Consider the following 21862-nt stretch of genomic DNA (forward strand, 5'->3'; position numbering starts at 1 on the left):
TTAAAATCTAAAAGCTAAAAAATACATTAAAAAGATATTAGCCACAAGCAAAACAAGTCCTGACATAAACTGGGCTTTAATTACGCCATTTTTATCATCCAAATTTAAAAGTGCCGCAGGAACTATATTAAAATTTGCAGCCATAGGCGTCATTAAAGTTCCGCAAAATCCACTAAGCATTCCAATCGCACCTATAATAGCAGGATTTGCATGCATTTGTATGATTAAAATCGGCAAAGCAATAGCAGCAGTAATCACAGGAAAAGCTGCAAAAGCATTACCCATTACTATAGTAAAAAGCGCCATAGCAATACAATACACAGCTATTGCAATAAAAGCATTATCTAAACTAATATAACTAGATAAAAGTTTAGATACTTGATCGCCCATTCCTGTAGAAACAAAAACTACTCCAAGTGTAGCCAAAATTTGCGGCAAAAGCGCCGCCCAACTAATGTGATCCATAGTATGTGCTGCATCCTTAACGGCTCTTTTAGGAGAAGCCTTAAACATAAAACAAGCAACTACTGAAGAAATAATTATACCTATAATCAAAGCCATCAATGTAGCATTTTTATTTTCAAAAAAACTCAAATAGGGAAATAAAAAAGTCCCAATAAGTGTAATCAAAGGAACCATTAAAGCAGGAATAAAAAGTTTATTTTTATAAATATTTGCATGTTTTATCTCGTATTCTTTTTCTTCTTTGCTAACTTCAATCTTTGCTGGTTTTAATAAATTAAATCCTGCTATAAGTGCTAGTAAAATCACTATACAACCCATCACAAAATGAGGCAAAACTCCTGCTAGTAAAAAAGTAAAACTATAACTTATCCAGAATACCCCGCCGCTTATTCTTGATTTTATATCTTTAGCTTGATTAGAAAAACTTAAAATTCCAAAAACTAAAAATAAAATTCCTACAATATAATAAAGCAAATCAAGACTTATCATCACTCAACCCTTTATAAGTTTTTTCTAATCTTTTATCAAATAAATAAAGTCTAGAACAATGGATAATTAAAGCCAAAATTCCAGTTGGTATAGCCCAAACTGATAAATGCAATGGCTCAACAATAATACCATTGCTCTCATAAAAAGCTTTAATAAATAAAATAGAATGCACGGCTATAAAAATATCCTCTCCAAAAAATACAGCAACATTATCCGTTCCCGCAGAAAAGGCTTTGATTTTTTGACTATCTTTATGTGTTAAGTTTTTAAATTTAAGCTTAGCTGCAGCTTCTGCCATAGGGGCTATTAAAGGTCTTATCATCTGTGCATGTCCGCCTAAAGATAAAAGCCCTAAAGCTGCAGTAACTTGTCTAAAAACAAAATAACACATTAAAATTCGTCCTGTACTGGCAACTTTTATTTTGGATATTAAATTTTTAGCCTGCTCTCTTAAGCCTTTGCGTTCCAAAACAGCAAGTAAAGGTAAAATAAGCCAAATTATAGCAACATAGCGATTATCTACAAAAGATTTTCCTATATCACTAACAACCTTAACAAAATCAAAACCTGAAACAAGTCCAGCATAAATTCCAACTGAAGTTACCACTAAAAAGGGGTTAATCTTTAAAGCAAAACCTAAAACAATCAAAGGTATAGAAGCAAGAAGTAACCATTCCATCAACCATCTCCACAATATAAATTAGAAATATTATAGAAATTTTAAATTGAAGAAAAGTTTAAAAAAATATTTTTAAGAATGGAATGAGAAATTAAGTAACAAAATAAATTTTATATAAATTTAAAAAAGCCTTGGAATAGTCCAAAAGCTTTTTTGTATTACTTGTTCGCTCTTTCTATATACTCACCACGCACAGTATCAACGCGTATAACTTCACCTTCTAGCACGTGAAAAGGAATTTGCACTACTGCACCTGTTTCTAATGTAGCTGGTTTTTTATTTGATCCTTGAGTATCACCCTTAAAATTTGGAGCTGTTTCGATGATTTTGAGTTCAACAACTTGTGGAACTTCTACGCCGATAGCTTTACCATTATGAAAAAGCACATCTACCATCATACCATCAAGCATCCATTTTTTTGCCTCACCTACATCATCATCACTGATAGCTACTTGTTCATATGTTTGCGTATCCATAAATTGACAATTTTCACCATCATCGTAAAGATACTGCATAGTTTTATCTTCTAAATTTGGAGCTTCGCATTTATCGCCTGCATGGAAAGTTTTTTCAAGTACTTTACCATCAATAAAAGATTTGATTTTAATACGCACAAAAGCAGGACCTTTACCTGGTTTTACATGCTGATACTCAACTATTTTAAAAGGAATTCCATCGATTTCTATTTTAAGTCCCTTTTTTAAATCACCCATTGAATAAGATGCCATAAATTTCCTTTGTTAAAAAATAAAAAATAATTCTATCAAATTTTGATTGATATCACAATAAAATTATTTTATTTGATGAAAAAATAAGTAAAATTACGTTAAAATCCAACTTTAAAGCATAGTAAATGCTCGCTTCTTTTTAGAAGAGGAAAGTCCGAGCTGCTAAAGACAAACATTCCATCTAACAGATGGCTAGGGCAACCTAAGGGATAGTGCAACAGAAAGAAAACTACCACGCAAGTGGAAAAGGTGAAACGGCGGGGTAAAAGCCCACCAGCGATTTTGGTAACAATTTCGGCTATGTAAACCCAATGTGCAGCAAGAAGGGATGGTTAGCGTCTTTGTTTTAACCCTTCGCTTGATTTTGTTTGCAAAAACAAAACTAGATAAATGAGCATTCAAGACAGAACTCGGCTTATCGCTATGCTTTTTTAAGATTTAAAATATGTCAACGCTTTTTGAAATTTTTGAATTTCAACAGCTTTTGTTTTTTTCTTTTGTTCAATCAGTATAACAGCTTCTCGCAAAAGAGCTTGAACTTGATGAAATACATCATTTGCATTTTCTTTTAAAAAATCTTCTGAAGGCGATTCTTTGGCTAAATTTTTAATAAAAGCTTTCATATCAAGTTCATCAAGTAAATTTTCAAGTTTATTGATATTTTCTTGGATTAATGCAAGTTTAAAATCACTGAGCCACTGTTTCATTGTTATGCACTTCTCTCCAAGCTTCTAGCAAACCTTTGGTTACATTTATAACTTCATTGATTCTATCTTCGTTATTTTCTAAATTTGCCAAAGATAAAAGTTGAATTTCTCTTGTATAAAGTCCGCTTAAATAATGCGCCACTTCTCCGCCTTTTTCATAATCTAAAGTATTAATAAGCTCTATAAAAATAGCCGTGGTTCTTTTTACAAAATACACTCTTTGTTCTATATCTTCATTTCTTATGGCTACTTTAGCTCTTGCACAAAAACGCAAAATTCCCTCATAAAGCATTTCAATAAGTTTTTGCGGAGACTCTATCCCCACTTGATTTTGAGAATAAGCATTATAGGCTAAATTATTTTGCATCTTTTTTATCCTTAATTATTAGAATTGTTTGCCGCATTAATCATATTAGTTACAGTATTTAGCTGTTGATTGAGTTTATTTAAAATACTCTCATATTGCAACCATTGATTCGCCATTGTATCGTATCTTGTATCAATCATAGCCTGAGTTGAGTCTTTAGAGGTATTTAATGATTTAATATCATTTGTCAAACTCTCATCATATTTTGTAATTGAACCATCTTTTCCAGTCATCTCTTGCAACGTGGCTTTTAATTTTGAAAAAATACCTTTACCTTCTATAGGCTTAGAGGTTATATTTACGTCAGACAAACCTAATTCCTTGAGAATTTTAGCATCTCCTTTGATTGAAAAATCCGAGCTACCATCTCCACTAAAATTCAACTTAAACCCTTTAACACCGTTTTGATCATAGGATTCAACCTTAACTTTTAAGCCTTCAATACCTTTACTGTTTATATGATTAGCTAAATTTTGAAGCAATTCTTCCTCTGTTTTTCCTGTTAATTTAAAATTAGTACCATCAGAATTTTTAGATAAATCGTATGTTTGATTATTAAAAACTATAGTAAAACCTCCTGGTTTAAATTCTAAACCTTTATCGTCAGTGCCACTAGAATCAAGATATTGATTCAAACTTCCCTGCTTAATTACCTCTCCTGTGTGATTAATGTCTTCGTATTTAGTAATATTTGAAAAAAAACTTTCAGTAGAGTCTGGATCTTCTTTAACTTTTTGTTCAAATTTAGAAGAATCAAAACTCAAAGTGCCTGCATCATTTAAACTTAAGCCAAAATCCTGCATAGAAAGCATAACCTTAGTGTTTACTTTATTACCATTTGCATCTTCAGTAGTTCCATCAACAACTTGAGAATCAAACAAATCAGCAAGAATGCTTGAGCGTATTGAATTTACTTCACTGATGCCTTGTAAAGTTCCTTTTGTTCCAGTTTCACTATTATAGTCAGTTGCAGTATTAAGATTGGTTACTAAATCATTATAAGCATCCACCAAATCTTGCATAGCTTTTGTCACACCTTCAAAATCTTGCTGTACATCAAAATTAATTTCACCTGTTTTATTTAAAGTTAAAGTCATTCCTACACCAAGATCGGTAACAGTATTACTTGATCTAAACATCTTAATGCCATCAAGTGTGAATTCTGCATTTTGCGCAGTTTGGATATGCAAAGAAGCATCCTTAATGCCATAACCTTTATCCTTAGCTGGATTAATAGAACTCGTTGTATCTAATTCCCATCCAAGATTTTTGAATATGTTTTCTGCCTCTGAATCACTTTGATACCGACCATTCGAATTTTTTTTTCCCGCATAGAAACTTATCGCACTGTCTTCGCCTGTTTCTTTACTGGTTAAAGTTAAGCGGTAAGGAGTGTCTTTCTCTCCTGTGTTTACAATCTTAGCGACAATCTCTCCTCCACTAGCTTCATTAATTTTATCAGCTAAATCTCTATAGGTTGTGTTTTTATCTACCGTAACAGTATATTCTTTGCCATTTGAAAAAAAAGTAAGATCGGTGGTTCTAGTTAAATTTGCATTAATAAAACCGCTGTCATTTGCTAATCCTTTGCTTTGATACACATCTTTTTGTGCAAGTTGAGTAACATTGATATTCATGCTTTGTAAAGCAACACCCGAATTAACTGTAAGACTTGCTGGAGGATTATCGCTAATACTTCCTACAACTTTTCTTTTCGCAAAAACCGTAGCATCGGCTAATGATGAAACAGCCGTCTGAAAACTTAGTAATTTAGTTTTGATTTCTGTTAAATCTTTTTGTTTAGTTGTATTTTCTTCAATTTTTTTAGTATAAGGATCAATACGAGCTTTTTGCTCTGCTTCTTTTAATTTATCTATAGTATCTTGAGTTAAAACCCCAGAACCAAATCCTAAACTAGCTAGACTACCAAATGCCATTTTTAACTCTCCTTATCAAATATCATTCCTATCACATCCCTAAAATACTCAGCTAATCTCATAGCCTCTTCACTAGGAATTTGACGAATTTCCCTTCCAGTGCTTTTTTCAGTCACGCTAATATACATAGAACCGATTTTATCACTATAACCAAAACGAACATTGGTATCTAGAGAATCCATTTGCTCATTTAACTTTTTTGTAATATCAGCCAACTTTTCACTCACACCTTGTTGTTGTCCATCATCGCCTCCTTGGCCTTGACTTCTATCGGTTTGAATGTTTAAACTAGCCTGTGTCTCACTTGTTCTTTGGCTAATGTTTGCCAAAGCTGTATCCATTTGCCCATTTGCCTTCGATATTTCCATTTTAAAATCCTTTTTAAAATTTCCTATTGCTGGTTAAAAGCTTATATCGACAAATTTATAAATTTATGAACACCTAGTAAAGAAAAATTTATTTTTCAATAATAAAAAACAATAAGCAAAAACTGTGCCAAAATTTTAAAAAAAATCTCAATTATCTTAAAAAATTTCAAATTTATTAAAAAGATCTGGATTATTTTCTAAAATATTACGCAAGATCAAATCTTCTATGACGCTTTTAGTGCAATCTGTTTGCTTAGGCCAAGCTCTTAAATAATCCTCAGCTTCACCTTTAGCACTTGCATCTACTCCAAGTCTTTCTTCTTTGATAAAAATATCTCTTTTAGCATCTATATTATTTACCACACGCCAAACAAGCATATAAGAATTTTCAAGCTTATTTTCAGCATCTAAAAACACTAAAATCCTAAAATGTTTTTTAAATTCTAAAAGTTTGTCAAAACTTTGCTCAATTTTTTCTTTTTTATCAAGCAAAATACAAACTATAGGACTTTTACTTTCTTTATAAAATTGCTTTAAATTTAAAAGTTCTACCTTAGTTTTAAAAAGTTCTAGTAATTTTTCATCTTCTAAAATTTCAAGCTCTTCAACTTGTATTTCTTCACAAGCATCAAGTCCTGCTTTACCCCCAAAACAAGAATTAGGTGAAGCATGATCTAATTGATCACAAATTCCTTCTGAAATTAAAATTTTCTTTGTATCAAAACGATTTAAAATATAAAGAATTAAAGCATCATAATCTTTCAAAGAAGGTGCATTTTTATCCACAAAAATTGCATGCTTAACAAAACTCATTTGCCCTACTCCCCAAAATGCATGCATAATTTGTTGCGCATGAGCGGGATATTTTGCATCGATTTTTGCTAAGATAAGATTATGAAAGACCCCATTTTCAGGCATATTATAATCAATTAAATCAGGTACTGAAGTTTGAAGCAAAGGTAAAAAAATTCTTTCAGTACCAAGTCCCATGATCTTATCTTCTAAAGGAGGCTTTCCTACAACCGTTGCTTGATAGATCGCATCTTTTTTAGCATAAATTTTTTCTACTTTCATCACAGGAAAAAGTTCAGCAGGAGTGTAAAAACCCGTATGATCTCCAAAAGGACCTTCGATTTTAAATTCTTCTAAATCCACATAACCTTCAATAACCACATCACTATCATAAGGTACAAAAATTTCATTCTCACAAGGAGTAAGTTTTACAGGAGTTTTTTTAATAAAACCATAAAGCAAAAGTTCAAAAATTCCCTTAGGTAAAGGTGCTTGAGAACACCAAATATAAAGCGGATCTCCACCTATGGCTATACTTACAGGCATTTTTTTAAAACCAGCATTTTTGTATTCGTGATAAAAATTTGCTCCATCTTTATGAATTTGCCAATGCATTAAAAGTTCATTTTTATCACTCATTTGCAAACGATACATTCCAAGATTATTTTGAGTTTTATCTAAATTTTGTGTATAAACTTGCCCCATGGTGATAAATTTACCCGCATCATCTTCCCAAGTTTTAAGCACTGGAAGTTCTTCAAGTGAGTTTAAAATTTCATAATCATACAAGGCTTTATTTTTTTTCAGTCTTTTAGGAGGAACATTTTTAAAACTTAACAAATTCATAAAAAAATCCATTTTTGCTTTAAAACTCGTAGGAATATGAAGCTTGGTGAGTTTTGAAATTTCTTCAGCCACCTCTTCACAATCACGCCCAAAAGCTAAATTTAAAGCCTTTTCATTGCAAAAAGTATTCATCAAAACAGGAAATTTATATTGTTTATTTAATTTTTTATCTATAGGATTTTTAAACAATAAAGCCTTACCTTTTTCTCCTTTTTTAGCTTCTATATAGGCTAAATGAGCGATTTCAAGATCTACATCTACAGGCTCTTCAATTACCCTTAAAAGATCATTTTCTTTTAAAATTTGAATAAATTCTTTCATATCATACTCTCAGCTTTTTTTAAAAGTTCTTTAGCACCTTTAGCAATAAACTCCTTAGCCAAACTCTCTCCAAAACCTTTAAAATCATTCTTTTTAATCATTCTTTTATCTTTTAAAATTTCACTTCCATCGGGTAGTCCAAGTACCGCTCGCACACAAATTTCATCTCCTAAAAGCTCTGCGTTAATACCTATAGGAACTTGGCAACCCCCTTCTAAAGTAGCAATAAATTCTCTTTCAATGCTTGTTTCAATCAAAGCATTTTCATCATTTAAACATTTTAAAAGTTCTAAAATTTTTTCATCATTTATGCTTTCTATACCTAAAGCTCCTTGAGAAGCCGCAGGAATAAGCTCATCTTTGCTAAATTCATAAACAAAATTCACTTGCTTATCTAAATTTAAGCGTTTAATTCCCGCCATAGCTAAAATAATCGCATCAAAATCATTATTTTTTAATTTCTCTATACGAGAATTAACATTACCACGCAAAGAAATAATCTCTAAATCAGGTCTTAACAATAAAAGCTGCATTTTACGTCTAAGACTAGTAGTGCCTATTTTTGCACCTTTTGGCAAAGAAAGAAAATCTTTATAATTTTGACTTAGCATAGCATCATTGCTTTGCTCTCTTTTACTTACCGCTGCCAAAACTAAACCTCGAGGAAAAAAACTAGGCACATCTTTTAAACTATGCACCGCTAAATGCGCTTCTTTTCTTAACATACTTTCTTCAAGTTCTTTTGTAAAAAGTCCTTTACCACCAATTTTTGCCAAAGGAGAATCCAGCAAAACATCGCCTTTTGTTTTAAAACCTTCTAAAAGCACTTCAATTTTATGTGTGTTTTTTAAAATTTGGGCTACATGCTCACTTTGCCAAAGAGCTAATTGACTTTTTCTTGTTGCGATAATAAGCTTCATTTTCTATCCTCTATAATTTCAACATCAATAATTTCTTCATTAGAATTTTGATACTCTTGCTTAGTGTATTGATATTTTGATTTAGTTATTAATTTCAAAGCAATACCAAAAAGAAATACAAAAATTCCAAAAACACTTGTAATAATCCCTGGAAAAACAAGCAAAAACCCTGCGATAACAAAAGAAAATTGTGTTAACATATCCTTTAAGCCACCCATTTGAAATTCAAGCATATTTTTCCAAAAAATTCCCAATAAAACCGCACCAAAAATCATACTCAAAAGTATGAAAAATAAAAAATTACCAAAACCAAAAAACACTATAAAAAGTATACTTGCAATAATTTCAAGTACAAATAAAGGGCTTAAACTTAATTTATAATTCATAACACTTTCTTTTTAAGAATTTCCATAAGTTCATCAGTTTTTATAAGTTCTTTTACCAAACCTTCTCTTTGGATAAGCTCTATTTCATTATTTTCTAATCCTTTACCAATAACTAACGCATAAGGAAAGCCCATAAGTTCAAAATCATTCATTTTAACCCCAAAACGCTCATTTCTATCATCAAGCAATACTTCTAATCCAAGATTAGTTAAATCCTCATAAAGCTTATTAGCAAATTCTAAAGCCTTTTCATCTTTGAGATTTGAAACAATAACTTCAAGCACAAAAGGAGCTAAAGTTTTATTCCAAATACATCCTTTTTCATCATGACTTGCTTCAATAGCTACAGCCAACAAGCGTGAAACACCTATGCCGTAACATCCCATATAAAAAGGCTGGCTTTTGCCATTTTCATCTAAGAAATTTGCATTCATCGCTTTGGAATATTTTTGTCCTAGTTTAAAAATATGCCCTACTTCTATACCTTTGCTTTGTTTTAATTTTGCTCCACATTTAGCACAGCAATCCCCTTCTTTAACTTCAATCAAATCTTTAAAACGATCTTTATTTAAATTTACAACATCAATACCGATTAAATGATAATCTTTTTCATTCGCACCCATAATCATTTGCTTTTCGTTTTCAAGCTCAAAATCTATATAAAAATCTATATCTTTTAATCCCACAAAACCTATAAAACCAGCTACTAAGCCAGCTTTTTCCAATTCTTCTTCGCTCGCATCGACTAGTTCAAGGGCACTGCAAGCATTTTGAGCCTTAACCTCTTGCAAATCATCACTTCCTCTTATAAAAAACACAACTAATTTGCTTTCATTTTCATAAATAGCTTTTTTTACCACTGCTTTAATCGTATAAAAAGCATTGATTTTAAAAAATTGTGCTAAAGAATCTATAGTTTTAATATTTGGAGTGTGAAATTTACTTGCATAATTTGCTTCAGGACGCTCATCTTGACAAGTTTTTTTAGCTCTTTTTGCAGCTTCAACATTAGCCGCATAATCACAATTTTCACAGATTAAAATATCATCTTCCCCATTTTTTGCCAAAACCATAAATTCCTTAGAACCACTTCCACCAATAGCCCCACTATCAGCTTCAACTGCTCTAAAATCAAGCCCCATTCTTTGTAAAATTTGAGAATAAGTTTTATACATAAGCTCAAACTCACGCCCTAAATCTTCTTCATTAGCATGAAAACTATATCCATCTTTCATTAAAAATTCACGACATCTTAAAAGCCCAAATCTAGGCCTTGCTTCATCACGAAATTTAAGTCCAATTTGATATAAGTGCAAAGGAAGTTGTTTATAGCTTGTGATTTTGTTTTTTACCAAAGAAAGCATAGCTTCTTCATGTGTTGGACCTAAAACAAATTCATTTTCTTTTCTGTCTTTAAAACGCAAAAGTTCTTTTCCAAAAACATTATAACGCCCACTTTCTTGCCACAAACTTGCAGGAGTGATAAAACTAAGATTTACTTCTTGTGCTCCAGCCTTATCCATTTCTTCTTTAACTATATTTTTAATCTTGTCTAAAACTCTTTTTCCCAAAGGCAAGAAATTATAAAGTCCGCTACCAATTTGTTCTACAAAACCCGCACGCGTTAAAAAAATATGACTAGGTAAACTCGCATCTTTTGGCGCTTCTTTTAAACTTGGTGCATAAAATTTAGCAAATCTCATCATTATTCTCCATATCAAATTCACATTTATATTGATTTAAACCTTCAAGATTATTTTGCAAATCAAAAACATAACGCATAGCATTAATCACTGTATCGCTTTGCATTTTACCTTGTAAATGTTTCAAATTTACAGTAGGCGTGTGTAAAAAAGCCTTAAAAACTTGATGAATCAACTTTCTAGCCTCTTCTTTATCAGATTTTTTCAAATATCCTTTTTTTAACGCAATTTCAAGCTGTTTATCTGCATATTCTTTAGCTTGCAAGCGTATAGCTTTAATAATAGGCATTAAAGCCAAATCATTTAAATATCTAAAAAATTCACCTGTTTCACGACCTATTATTCCATAAGCCATACGAGCTTCTTGTTCTCTTAACGCTAAATTTTTTTGAACTACAACCTCAAGATCATCTACGGCAAAAACAAATATATTTTCATTTTCATTAATATCAATATCCCTTGGAACTGCAATATCAAAAAAATACCTTTTGCAAGGAAGTTCTTCTATTAAAGAATTTGTAATAATAGCATTTGGTGCATTAGTAGCTGAGAAAAAAAACTCGTATTGATTTAAATATTTTTTTAAATTTTCTAAACTATCATATTCACTTAAAACACCAAGTCTCTCGCACAAATCTTTGGCTTTTTGTAAATCACGATTTAAAATAATCACTTTAGCACCCGCAGCAATTAAATGTTTTGCCGCAAGCTCTCCCATCTCTCCAGCTCCAATAACAACAGCTTTTTTCTGTGTTAAATCTGCAAGTTCTTTTGCTTTTGCCACGGCAACACTGGCCACAGAAATAGGATTTTTAGAAATTTGAGTTTCATTGCGTACCTTAGCAGCACATTTAAAAGCACTATGCACTGCTCGTGAAAGGTACACTCCACAAAAACTATTTTTTACTGCAAAAGCAAAGGCATCTTTTAATTGTCCTGCTATCTGAGTTTCTCCAACCACCAAACTATCCAAAGAACTTGCTACAGAAAAAAGATGGTAGATTGCTCCACTATCTTCAAAAATATCAGCTTTTTCAAGTAAAATATCTTTATCAACATCACAAAGCAAAGCCAAAGATTTAACAATAAACTCCGCACAGGCCATTTTTACAAAAGCAACAATTTCAACACGATTGCAAGTACTTATAACCAAACATTCTTCAATATTTTCATGAGTGCTAATGATTTTTAAAAACTCACTTTTTTTAGCTTCATTGGAAAAGCTTAACTTTTCCCTTAAGGCAATATCTGTATTTTTATGAGTAAAAGATATACAATAATACATTAAAATTCCCTATCTATCATAGCTTTAATAATATCATTAAGCTTGTTATTATCATATTTTTCAATCGCTTTACTAGCCTTTTTGGCATAAGTTTTAGCTTCTAAAATAGCTTTTTCTAAAGCTTTTTGTTCTTCAAATTTGGTTTTTAGCCATTCTTTTTCATTTTCATTTAAATCTTTTTTAAATAAAGTCTGCAAATATATCCTATCTTGTTCTTGCAAATTTTCATAAAGATAAATATAAGGTAAGGTAGTCTTACCCTCTTTAAAATCATTCATAGCAGGTTTTCCAAGAATTTTTTCATCACTCTTAATATCTAAAATATCATCAATCATCTGAAAAGCGAGTCCTAAATTTTTACCATATTCTGCAAAATCTTTCTCGTATAGTCCAGCCAAAATAGCTCCGCATCTCGCACTTGCTTCGATCAAAACAGCTGTTTTATTATAAATCATTTTCAAATAAGCTTCTTTATTGATATTAAATTTCTCTCCCAAATCAACATCCATAAGTTCGCCTATAGCAAGCTTTACAACAGCATCTGAAATAATACTTGAGAATCTAGCATCCATTTTGCTTAATTCATAAAAGGCTTTTGAATACAAAATATCACCCAACATAAGAGCATTTTTTGTACCAAATTCAGCATTAACAGATCTTGCTCCACGCCTTAATTCACTCTCATCGATAATATCATCATGTAACAAACTAGCAAGATGTATCAATTCTATAGCTGCACAAATTTTAAAAGCAATCTCACTTTCATCTGCGATAGCTAATAATAATTTAGAGCGTAATTTTTTCCCTGATTTTACATTTGAAAGCATATTTAAAATAGGTTCATAGCCAAGCTCTTGTAAAAACTGTTTTATTAATTCATCTATTTTTTGCACTATCTTTTCCTTGTTAATTGCTATTATTATTGTCTTTGCTTGTTAATGGCTTTACCTGAGGTTCGTTAAAATTAATCATAGGAACAACCTGATTGTTTTGCGGTGGATTTTGTAAAGCTTTTTTTCTCGGATCTAAAAATTCTACCATTAAACGAGATTCCTTATCTTCTATATAAACTGTAAAAGTTGCCAAACCTTTATTATAACCACTAAATTCTAAAATAAGTCTTGCTCTATCAATATGTGGATTAGTATAATCAGGTATTAAAGTTTGAGTTACCCAATCTAAATTTCTTCTTAAACTCATCACAAATTGACGCGGATATTTGCGAAATTTCGAATGTACGATGATATTAGTATTATCAAACAAAGTCCAATAAAAATCAAAATTTTGCACCTTATCTTCATAGCCTATTTCTTTAATCTGCACACTAGCTCTCTCATCTTTTTTAAGTATAAATTTATAAGTATAATCAAAAGTCGGTTCAGATGCTAAAACATTACTAAAAATAAAAAAAATACAAATTAAATAGGGGCTTATTTTAAACAATTTTAGCCTTCGTGCCCTAAAATTTTTGCGCCCAATTCTATATAAATATCATTTTGTCTTTCTTCTATGAAATCACCATTTTCTAATATGAAATTTTTTACATCCATTTCTGTTAAACCTTGTTTTTCTAAAAGTTCTACCATGGCAATATGATCAGCAAAAAATTCCTCAAAAACTTTTTCTAAGGCTCCTAAATTTCCATTTTGTATAATTTCTATAAATTTTTCTTTTGGAGTTTTATTAAACATTTCATCAAAAAAATCCATTAATTTTCCTTGAAAATATAAGTTTTTGATTATAAAATTTTAATCGTTAAAAGTAGCTAAATTAAAATAATTAAAATTTAAATTTTATTTGCAATGTGTGAAATTTTAGAAGTTAAATTCCGCATAGTGCGGAATTTATTATGAATGTGGTTTTGCTTGAGTGGCGTATTTTACACCCAGATCAAAAGCTTTAGCATTTGCGTCACGAGTTTTTGCAGGAACCATATGAAGCATAGTTTCTTTTAAAACATCTAAATCTATACATTTACTCATATAAGCAGCAATTGCAAGTGCTACAACTGATTGAGTAGCCACATTTCCCACCTCATCTTTAGCTATAGTAATAATAGGAATTTCAAAAATTTGCCATTTTTTATAATCTTCACTTTCAGGATGTACTAAATTTGGCTCTACAACTATAATGCCTCCTTCTTTTACACCCCCACGAAAACCTTTATAACCCTTATCTGCAGTCGAAAGCATAAAATCTACTTCCCCTTCTACAGCATAAGGAAATAAAATTTCTTTATCATCAATGATAATATCCACCTTAGTAGGACCGCCACGCACTTGCGAAGTATAAGTAGAAGCCTTAAAAGCTTGGCGACCTTCTTTAATGGCTGCTTCTGCCAAAATTTCTCCTGCGGTGATAACACCTTGTCCACCTTCACCGCCAAATCTTAATTGATATTTCATTTTAAAGCTCCTAAATCCACCATTCTTTTTTCCTTAGCCGCACGACGCACTTCTTCATAAGCATGGCAGTATTCTGGCTGAGAATTATCCTCATGTAAAATTCCTGTTGGAAATTTATCTTTTCTTTCTTCAAAATCCATGCTTTCAAATTTAGCTTTATCCACAACGCGATTTTTAATCCAATCAAGCATAGCTACAGCTTCGCCCATTTTGTTTTTTCTACCTAGATTAATATGACAATTTGAAAAAACATCTACAAAACTATAACCCTTATGCGCTAAAGCCTTATAAATTAAATTTTCAAGCTTATTAGCTTCGATCACATTACCCCTTGCCACAAAAGAAGCTCCTGCAGCTTTAGTTAATTCACACGCATCAAAATTTGGATCAATATTTCCAAATTGAGCTGTTACTGTATAAAAACCTTTTGGGGTGGTTGGGCTTGTTTGGGAATTCGTAAGTCCATAGATAAAATTATTGATCACAATGTGGGTTAAATCAATATTTCTACGACAACCATGTATGGTATGATTTCCACCAATTGCTAAAGTATCTCCATCTCCGCTTACTACAATAACATGTTTACTAGGATTGGCTAATTTAATACCTGTTGCATAAGCTATCGCTCTACCATGAGTAGTATGAACTGTATTGCAATTTACATAAGAACTCATTCTACCGCTACAACCTATACCTGAAACAAGACAAACATCATCCATATTCCAACCAAGTTTTTCTATTGCACGGATAATACATTTTAAAACAACACCATCGCCACATCCCCAGCACCACTGAGTAGGCATTTTATCTACTCTTAGATATTCATCATAATTAAAAGCCATTTATATATTCTCCTTTACCTTAGCAATAATTTCACTTGGAGTGATAGGACGACCATTTGCACGGTGCAAGCTAATAAAATCGCGACGCGAAGTTACTCTTTCAATCTCTTCAAGATATTGTCCCATATTAAGCTCGCTTACCATTACTTTTTTAAATTTACTTACAACTTCAGCAATTTTTTTCTCAGCCACTGGATAAAGAGTAATTGGACGGAAAAGTCCCGCTTTAATCCCTTGTTCTCTTAATCTTTGTATAGCTTCTTTTGCTGAACGACTTACGCTTCCATAAGCAATGATTAAAAATTCAGCATCATCAAGCATATATTCTTCATAAGTGCAAATATCTTCTTGATTGTTTTTAATTTTACCTATGAGTCTTTCCATATTTTTTTTCACTATAGCTCCATCTTCAGTTGGAAAACCTATGTCTCCATGATGAAGTCCTGTAACATGATAACGATAACCTGTAAAGAAAGGATTTAAAGTTGCAGGCTCATTTTCTCCTGCTGCATAAGGCTTGTAATCCTTTTTATCTCCTTCAAATTTTTTGCGGTTATAAATTTTAATATCTTTTAAATCAGGTAAAACTGCTTTACCATTCATGTGCCCTACAGTTTCATCCATAAGTAAAAATACAGGAGTCATATATTTTTCAGCTAAATTAAATGCTCTAATGGTTTCTGTATAAGCTTCTTCAAGACTTGCAGGAGCAATAGCAATACTTGCAAAATCCCCATGAGTTGGCGCTTTAGCTTGAAACAAATCTCCTTGTGCTACACGAGTTGGAAGACCTGTCGAAGGACCACCTCTCATAACATTTACAATCACAAGTGGAATTTCAGCAATAAATGCAAGTCCTATTTGCTCTGCTTTTAAAGAAATTCCTGGACCGCTACTTGCAGTCATGGATTTTACTCCACTCATTGCCGCACCAATAGCCACGCTAATACCTGAAATTTCATCTTCCATTTGTATAAAAGTTCCATCATTTGCGGGAAGCATATGGCTTAATTCATGAGCTATCTCACTACTAGGAGTAATAGGATAACCTCCAAAAAATTTACATCCACAATCAATCGCAGCTTTGGCGATTAAAACATTACCTGTTGCTATAACTTCTCTCATTATTTTTCCTATGCTAATTTTTTGTATTTGTTATTTTTTACGGCTACGGCTCTATCTTTAGCCTCAGCAGTAAGTTTGGCAAATTTAAATTCATCTCTTTTTGCCACCATAATAGCAAAATCAGGGCAATGTGTCTCACACTCAGTACAGCCTATACAGGATTCAGGGTGTACCACCTCTATCATTTGTCCTAAAACCGCATGCACATCATCACGCATAGCTAAAACCCCAGCGGGGCAATAGCTAACACAAATATTACATGCTTTACATCTATGCTCATCTACCCAAACAGGGGTATCTTTTGGAGCTGTCATACTCATGTTTTTTCCTTTATTAACCTAATATTTTTTGAATTTCTTCACCAATTAAAGCCGGAGAATCCACCACATGAATTCCATAGCTTTTTAAAGCTTCTTTTTTAGCTGCAGCACTTTCATCAGCACTTCCTACTATGGCACCTGCATGCCCCATTCTTTTACCTTTTGGAGCAGTTGCACCTGCAATGAATGCTACCACAGGTTTGCTAATATTTTCTTTAATAAATTTAGCCGCTTCCACTTCCAAACTACCACCAATTTCACCTATCATTACAATAGCTTTAGTTTCATCATCTTTTTGGAATTCACTTAAAAGTTCTTTATAAGCAAGACCTATGATAGGATCACCACCAATTCCTACTGCAGTAGAAATTCCATAACCACCTTGAACTACCTGATTAGCAGCTTCATAAGTTAAAGTTCCACTTTTTGAAATAAGCCCCACGCAACCTTTTTTAAAAATAAAACCTGGCATAATACCTAACTTACATTCTTCAGAAGTGATAATACCTGGACAATTTGGCCCAATGATTTTCATACCCTTTTTATTGGCATATTGCTTAGCAAACATCATATCCTTTACAGGCGTATGTTCTGTGATTACAACTGCAAGCTTAATACCCGCATCAGCTGCTTCAATCACGCTATCACCCACAGCAAAAGCAGGTACAAAGATCAAGCTCACATCAGCCTTTGTTGCTTTAACCGCATCTGCAACGGTATCAAAAACTGGTTTACCTAAATGAGTTTGTCCACCTTTATGAGGGGTGACACCTCCAACTATATTTGTACCATAAGCCATGCATTGCTCAGCGTGAAAAGTTGCTTCTTTACCCGTAAAACCTTGAACTATTACTTTTGTATTTTTATTAACCAATATACTCATTTTCCATCCTTATCCTACTAAACTTTTTACAAGCTCTGCACCGTTTTTAAGATTGGTTGCTGCTTTGATATTTTTAAGATTTGAATTATCTAAAATTGTCTTTGCTTCTGCTGCGTTAGTACCATCAAGACGCACTACAATTGGAATATTTACCTCAACATTCTTAGTAGCTTCTAAAATTCCATTTGCTATCCTATCACAACGAACAATACCACCAAAGATATTGATAAATATAACTTTTACATTCTTATCTCTTAAAATGATTTCAAAAGCCTTTGCAACAGTTTCAGGAGAAGCTCCCCCACCTACATCTAAGAAATTTGCAGGTTTTGCACCACTATAATTAATAATATCCATAGTTGCCATTGCTAGACCCGCACCATTTACCATACAAGCTACATCTCCATCTAATTTCACATAGCTTAAGCCAAATTCAGCCGCTTCTCTTTCAGCAGGATTTTCTTCAGTAATATCTCTAAGTTCAGCAATCTCAGGATGACGATAAAGCGCACTATCATCAAAACTGCATTTTGCATCAAGGGCATAAAAATCCCCTTCTGCAGTTTTAATTAAAGGATTGATTTCAAGCATATTCATATCTTTATCCATGTAAAGCTTATAAAGTTTAGCTATCATAGAAATGAGTTTTTTGCCTTCATCTTTATCAAGTCCTAAAACTCTCGCTACTTCAAGTCCATGAAACATTTTAAATCCAATTTGTGGATCAATACCTACTTTTGCAATTTTTTCAGGGCTTTCTTTGGCTACTTTTTCTATATCCATCCCTCCTTCACTTGAAGCGATAATGGTAATTTGCTCTGCCATTCTATTAAATAAAATAGCCAAATAATACTCTTTTACTATATTAGCGCCACTTTCTATATAAAGTTTTTGCACGAGCTTACCTTCAGGTCCTGTTTGATGAGTTACTAAATTCATTCCTAAAATTTTACTTGCGTAATCTTTTACCTCATCTAAATTCTTAGCGATTTTAACACCACCACCAAGACCACGGCCTCCTGCGTGAATTTGAGCTTTAACTGCCCAAACACTACCGCCTAATTCTTTAGCATTAGATACAGCTTCATCTACGCTAAATGCAACTTTTCCCTTTAAGGTAGGGATGCCATTGTCTGCAAAAATTGCTTTTGCTTGATACTCATGTATGTTCATTTATTCTCCTTTATATTGATATTTGATTAAAGATTTTTCTAATTTGTCTTTTTCTTGCAAACTAAGATCCATTTTCATGATTTCAATTACACCTTCAAGTCCTAATCTTGCCATAACTCCTAAGGCTTTGTTTTGCACTCCAAATTCTCCATGTAAAATCACACTCATAGGTAAAAATTCGCCACTTCTTATAGACTCAAGCATTCTTATACAAGCACTAGCAGGGGCTAAATAAGCTGAAGTTTTAAGATGTTTGATTACTTTAGCTCCACCTGTTTTAACTTCATTTTCTAAATCCTCAAATTCCTCTTCATTTAAAAATTCGCTTATATTTTTATTTTTAACACTTGCGTAAGATTTTACCAAAACCATATCATCATTATGAAAACCAATAAGTCTTGTATCCACGCTTGACATTTTGACATTAAGTTTTTTGGCAAGTTCATACTTAAATCTTGCATTATCTAAAACTCCTGCCATGGCTATAATTTTCTTTGATAAAAAAATCCCGCTTTCATAAAGAGTATTAAGTAGAAAATCCACAGGATTAGTTAAAATAATAAAAAGCGGATCTTCTGTAAAATCTTTAATTTTTTTAGCACAATCAAGCATAATGCTTGTATTTAACTGAAGCAATTCTTCTCTACTTTGCCCATCTTTTCTAGCAAAACCTGCACTAAAAAGCACTATATCTGAATTTTTGGTATGAGTATAATCTTTAGTGCAAAGTAAATCTATATTTAAATTTAAAGCGGCTATGCTTTGAGTAAGCTCTAGTTCTTTTGCGTAAAGTAAATCCTCATTGATATCTACTAAAACAATTTTATTTGCTATTTCTCTTAAAATCAAAGCATAAGCTACACTTGAGCCTACATTGCCAGCCCCTATAACAGTGATTTTCATCTTTATCCTATTTTTTCTAAAATAGCGTTAAAAGTTGCACTTGGGCGCATGATTTTATTTGCTTTTTCATCATCAAATTTATAATACCCACCCAAATCCACTTTCACACCTTGTGCATCGTTAAATTCGGCTCTGATTTTTTCTTCATTAGAAGAAAGCTCTAGGGCAATATCTTTAAAAAAGCTTTGAAGCTCCATATCACTTGCCTGTCTTGCTAAATGATTTGCAAAATACATTGCTAAATAAAAATGACTTGTTCTATTATCATCTTCTTTAACTTTTCTTGATGGAGCTTTATTATTTTCAAGCCATTCGCCTATAGCCTCATCAAGACATTCTGCTAAAACCTTAGCTTTATGATTACTACACTTATTTGCATAAAATTCCAAACTTGCTTGCAAAGCCAAAAATTCACCCAAACTATCCCAACGCAGATGATTTTCTTCGACTAATTGTTCTACTTGTTTAGGTGCTGAACCCCCTGCTCCTGTTTCAAACATAGCTCCACCCTTTAACATAGGCACAACAGAAAGCATTTTTGCACTTGTTCCAAGCTCTAAAATAGGAAAAAGATCGGTTAAATAATCCCTTAAAACATTACCCGTGATAGAAATAACATCTTTACCTTCTCGGATTAACTCTAAACTTCTTAAACAAGCTTCTTTTGGAGTTAAAATGGCTATATTTTTACCCTTTTCTTTTAAACGATTTTGTACCAAAGTTATCATGATTTTATTACTAGCTCTTTTGCTATCTAACCAAAAAATAGCTTCGGCTCCACTAAGTTCTGATCTTTCTATACCTAAATCAATCCAATTTAACACCGCATCAAATTTAGCCTGATTAGCTCTATAAATATCACCTTTTCTAACCTTATGTTCTAATAAAACTTTACCGTTAGAAACTATTTTAAAAGTTCCTTCTTCTTTAGCCACAAAGGTTTTATCGTGCGAGCCATATTCTTGAGCCTTTTTAGCCATTAAACCTACATTAGATACACTGCCAAGTTTTGAAGGATTCAAAGTACCATTTTTATGCAAATCTTCAATAACCGCCTCATAAATAGTTGCGTAAGTTTGATCAGGAATTACGGCATTTGTGTCCTTTTCCTTACCTTCCTTATCCCACAATCTTGCGCCATTTTTAAGCATTGCAGGCATAGAAGCATCAACGATAACATCACTTGGAACATGAAGATTTGTAATGCCTTTATCGGAATTTACCATAGAAATATCTGCAGATTTAGCTAAAATTTCATTGTATTTTTTTAAAATTTCATCTTTTTTGCTTGAATTTTCGATCTTACTTAAAAGCTCACTTAAACCATTATTTGGATTAATGCCTAATTTTTCAAATTCATCTTGAAATTCGATAAATAATTCTTTAAAAAATACTTTTACCGCATAACCAAAAAGTATAGGATCACTTACTTTCATCATTGTAGCTTTTAAATGCAAAGAAAAAAGCACATCATCATCTTTGCTTGCTTTAATTTCTTTTGCATAAAATTCCTGAAGTTTTTGCACATCCATAAAAGTAGCGTCTAAAATTTCATTTTTTTCAAGTTTTAAGCCCTCTTTTAAAATTTCTTTTTTACCATCAACGCTTGTAAATTCTATATTAGCCACACAATCTTGATCGATTAAAACCGCTTTTTCATTAGAGAAAAAATCCCCTTCTTTCATGTAAGAAACACGAGTTTTTGAGTTTGGATTAAACTCAACCACACGATAAGGATTGTTTTTTGCATAGTCTTTTACCGCTTTTGTTGAACGACGATCTGAATTTCCTTGTCTTAATACAGGATTAACCGCTGAACCTAAAACTTTTTGATATTTTGTTTTAATTTGCAATTCTTCATCATTTTTTGGCTCATCTGGGTAATTTGGTAACATATAACCCTTATCTTGCAATTCTTTAATCGCCGCCTTAAGCTGAGGAATAGAAGCTGAAATATTTGGGGTTTTAATAAGATTTGCATCCGATCTTTTGACAAGCTCGCCTAAAAGCTCTAAAGCATCTTCACATCTTTGTTCCTCTTTTAAATACTCACTAAAAGTAGCTAAAATCCTTCCAGACAAAGAAATATCCGAGGTTTTTACTCCTATATGTGCCCTACTTAAAAAAGCTTTCACTATAGGCAAAAACGAATAAGTCGCAAGAGCTGGGGACTCATCTGTTAAGGTATAAGTAATTTGCATTTTTAGTCCTTTAAAAT

Annotated in this window: 23 protein-coding genes and 1 other RNA gene; 1 reads left to right on the forward strand and 23 read right to left on the reverse strand. The window is 32.3% G+C overall.

Features of this window, described 5'->3' with window-relative positions; all coding sequences use genetic code 11:
• The 3 genes from ELQ04_RS02630 to efp all read right to left on the reverse strand — a co-directional run bounded on the left by ELQ04_RS02630 (position 1) and on the right by efp (position 2361).
• Positions 1-954: a DUF979 domain-containing protein gene (locus tag ELQ04_RS02630; RefSeq protein WP_004316506.1), complete on the reverse strand. Its 954-nt coding sequence runs from the start codon at positions 952-954 to the stop codon at positions 1-3.
• Entirely contained in the window at positions 941-1633 is a 693-nt protein-coding gene (locus ELQ04_RS02635) for a DUF969 domain-containing protein (RefSeq protein ID WP_002856730.1), read from the reverse strand. Before ELQ04_RS02635 ends, ELQ04_RS02630 begins: the two co-directional genes overlap by 14 nt.
• A gap of 158 nt (positions 1634-1791) precedes the next feature.
• Positions 1792-2361, reverse strand: a complete 570-nt coding sequence (efp, locus tag ELQ04_RS02640) for an elongation factor P (protein ID WP_002855210.1) — start codon at positions 2359-2361, stop codon at positions 1792-1794.
• A 113-nt stretch (positions 2362-2474) separates the two neighbouring features.
• Between efp and rnpB the strand changes: the two genes are divergently transcribed.
• Positions 2475-2795, forward strand: an RNA gene (gene rnpB, locus ELQ04_RS02645) — RNase P RNA component class A.
• On the opposite strand, the gene ELQ04_RS02650 is transcribed toward rnpB, so the two are convergent.
• The 20 genes from ELQ04_RS02650 to ELQ04_RS02745 form a co-directional block, all read right to left on the reverse strand.
• The gene (locus ELQ04_RS02650; protein ID WP_044778143.1) at positions 2793-3068 is read right to left on the reverse strand and encodes a hypothetical protein; all 276 of its coding nucleotides are present in this window, start codon (positions 3066-3068) and stop codon (positions 2793-2795) included. The genes rnpB and ELQ04_RS02650 overlap by 3 nt on opposite strands.
• Positions 3049-3435, reverse strand: coding sequence for a flagellar export chaperone FliS (gene fliS, locus ELQ04_RS02655; protein WP_002856740.1), 387 nt, complete (start codon positions 3433-3435; stop codon positions 3049-3051). Before fliS ends, ELQ04_RS02650 begins: the two co-directional genes overlap by 20 nt.
• An 11-nt stretch (positions 3436-3446) precedes the next feature.
• Entirely contained in the window at positions 3447-5372 is a 1926-nt protein-coding gene (gene fliD / locus ELQ04_RS02660; RefSeq protein WP_134224429.1) for a flagellar filament capping protein FliD, read from the reverse strand.
• A 2-nt stretch (positions 5373-5374) separates the two neighbouring features.
• Positions 5375-5740 carry a FlaG family protein gene (locus ELQ04_RS02665; RefSeq protein ID WP_004316512.1) on the reverse strand — a complete coding sequence of 122 codons (366 nt, stop codon included), beginning with the start codon at positions 5738-5740 and terminating at the stop codon, positions 5375-5377.
• Between the two features lie 156 nt (positions 5741-5896).
• Positions 5897-7699, reverse strand: a complete 1803-nt coding sequence (locus ELQ04_RS02670; protein WP_004316515.1) for a menaquinone biosynthesis decarboxylase — start codon at positions 7697-7699, stop codon at positions 5897-5899.
• Entirely contained in the window at positions 7696-8619 is a 924-nt protein-coding gene (gene hemC, locus ELQ04_RS02675; RefSeq protein ID WP_004316518.1) for a hydroxymethylbilane synthase, read from the reverse strand. Before hemC ends, ELQ04_RS02670 begins: the two co-directional genes overlap by 4 nt.
• Positions 8616-9005, reverse strand: coding sequence for an FxsA family membrane protein (fxsA, locus tag ELQ04_RS02680; protein ID WP_004316522.1), 390 nt, complete (start codon positions 9003-9005; stop codon positions 8616-8618). Before fxsA ends, hemC begins: the two co-directional genes overlap by 4 nt.
• Positions 9002-10711, reverse strand: coding sequence for a proline--tRNA ligase (locus tag ELQ04_RS02685; RefSeq protein WP_079396635.1), 1710 nt, complete (start codon positions 10709-10711; stop codon positions 9002-9004). The genes fxsA and ELQ04_RS02685 overlap by 4 nt, the downstream gene beginning before the upstream one ends.
• On the reverse strand, positions 10695-11993 hold the full coding sequence (gene hemA, locus ELQ04_RS02690) for a glutamyl-tRNA reductase (RefSeq protein ID WP_134224431.1): 1299 nt from the start codon (positions 11991-11993) through the stop codon (positions 10695-10697). The genes ELQ04_RS02685 and hemA overlap by 17 nt, the downstream gene beginning before the upstream one ends.
• On the reverse strand, positions 11993-12886 hold the full coding sequence (locus ELQ04_RS02695; protein WP_004316530.1) for a hexaprenyl-diphosphate synthase: 894 nt from the start codon (positions 12884-12886) through the stop codon (positions 11993-11995). The genes hemA and ELQ04_RS02695 overlap by 1 nt, the downstream gene beginning before the upstream one ends.
• Positions 12887-12899: 13 nt before the next feature.
• Entirely contained in the window at positions 12900-13436 is a 537-nt protein-coding gene (locus ELQ04_RS02700) for a hypothetical protein (protein WP_004316533.1), read from the reverse strand.
• A 2-nt stretch (positions 13437-13438) separates the two neighbouring features.
• Positions 13439-13702, reverse strand: a complete 264-nt coding sequence (locus ELQ04_RS02705; RefSeq protein ID WP_002854834.1) for a DUF2018 family protein — start codon at positions 13700-13702, stop codon at positions 13439-13441.
• A gap of 138 nt (positions 13703-13840) precedes the next feature.
• Entirely contained in the window at positions 13841-14398 is a 558-nt protein-coding gene (locus ELQ04_RS02710) for a 2-oxoacid:acceptor oxidoreductase family protein (protein WP_002864641.1), read from the reverse strand.
• Entirely contained in the window at positions 14395-15240 is an 846-nt protein-coding gene (locus ELQ04_RS02715) for a 2-oxoglutarate ferredoxin oxidoreductase subunit beta (RefSeq protein ID WP_002854895.1), read from the reverse strand. The genes ELQ04_RS02710 and ELQ04_RS02715 overlap by 4 nt, the downstream gene beginning before the upstream one ends.
• Positions 15241-16365: a 2-oxoglutarate synthase subunit alpha gene (locus ELQ04_RS02720; protein WP_004316535.1), complete on the reverse strand. Its 1125-nt coding sequence runs from the start codon at positions 16363-16365 to the stop codon at positions 15241-15243. It abuts the gene before it with no gap.
• Positions 16366-16373: 8 nt separating this feature from the next.
• Positions 16374-16685 (reverse strand): 4Fe-4S binding protein, encoded by a 312-nt coding sequence (locus tag ELQ04_RS02725; RefSeq protein WP_002854819.1) that lies wholly within the window; start codon positions 16683-16685, stop codon positions 16374-16376.
• A gap of 13 nt (positions 16686-16698) precedes the next feature.
• Positions 16699-17568, reverse strand: a complete 870-nt coding sequence (sucD, locus tag ELQ04_RS02730) for a succinate--CoA ligase subunit alpha (RefSeq protein ID WP_002855278.1) — start codon at positions 17566-17568, stop codon at positions 16699-16701.
• A 9-nt stretch (positions 17569-17577) separates the two neighbouring features.
• Positions 17578-18741, reverse strand: coding sequence for an ADP-forming succinate--CoA ligase subunit beta (gene sucC, locus ELQ04_RS02735; protein WP_002880972.1), 1164 nt, complete (start codon positions 18739-18741; stop codon positions 17578-17580).
• Entirely contained in the window at positions 18742-19644 is a 903-nt protein-coding gene (locus tag ELQ04_RS02740) for a malate dehydrogenase (protein WP_004316540.1), read from the reverse strand.
• A gap of 2 nt (positions 19645-19646) precedes the next feature.
• A complete protein-coding gene (locus ELQ04_RS02745) occupies positions 19647-21845 on the reverse strand; it encodes an NADP-dependent isocitrate dehydrogenase (protein WP_004316542.1) in 2199 nt (732 codons plus the stop codon).
• Between the last annotated feature and the right edge of the window lie 17 nt (positions 21846-21862).

The sequence above is a fragment of the Campylobacter sp. CH278 genome (assembly GCF_004378845.1).
GTDB classification, from domain to species: Bacteria; Campylobacterota; Campylobacteria; order Campylobacterales; family Campylobacteraceae; genus Campylobacter_D; species Campylobacter_D jejuni.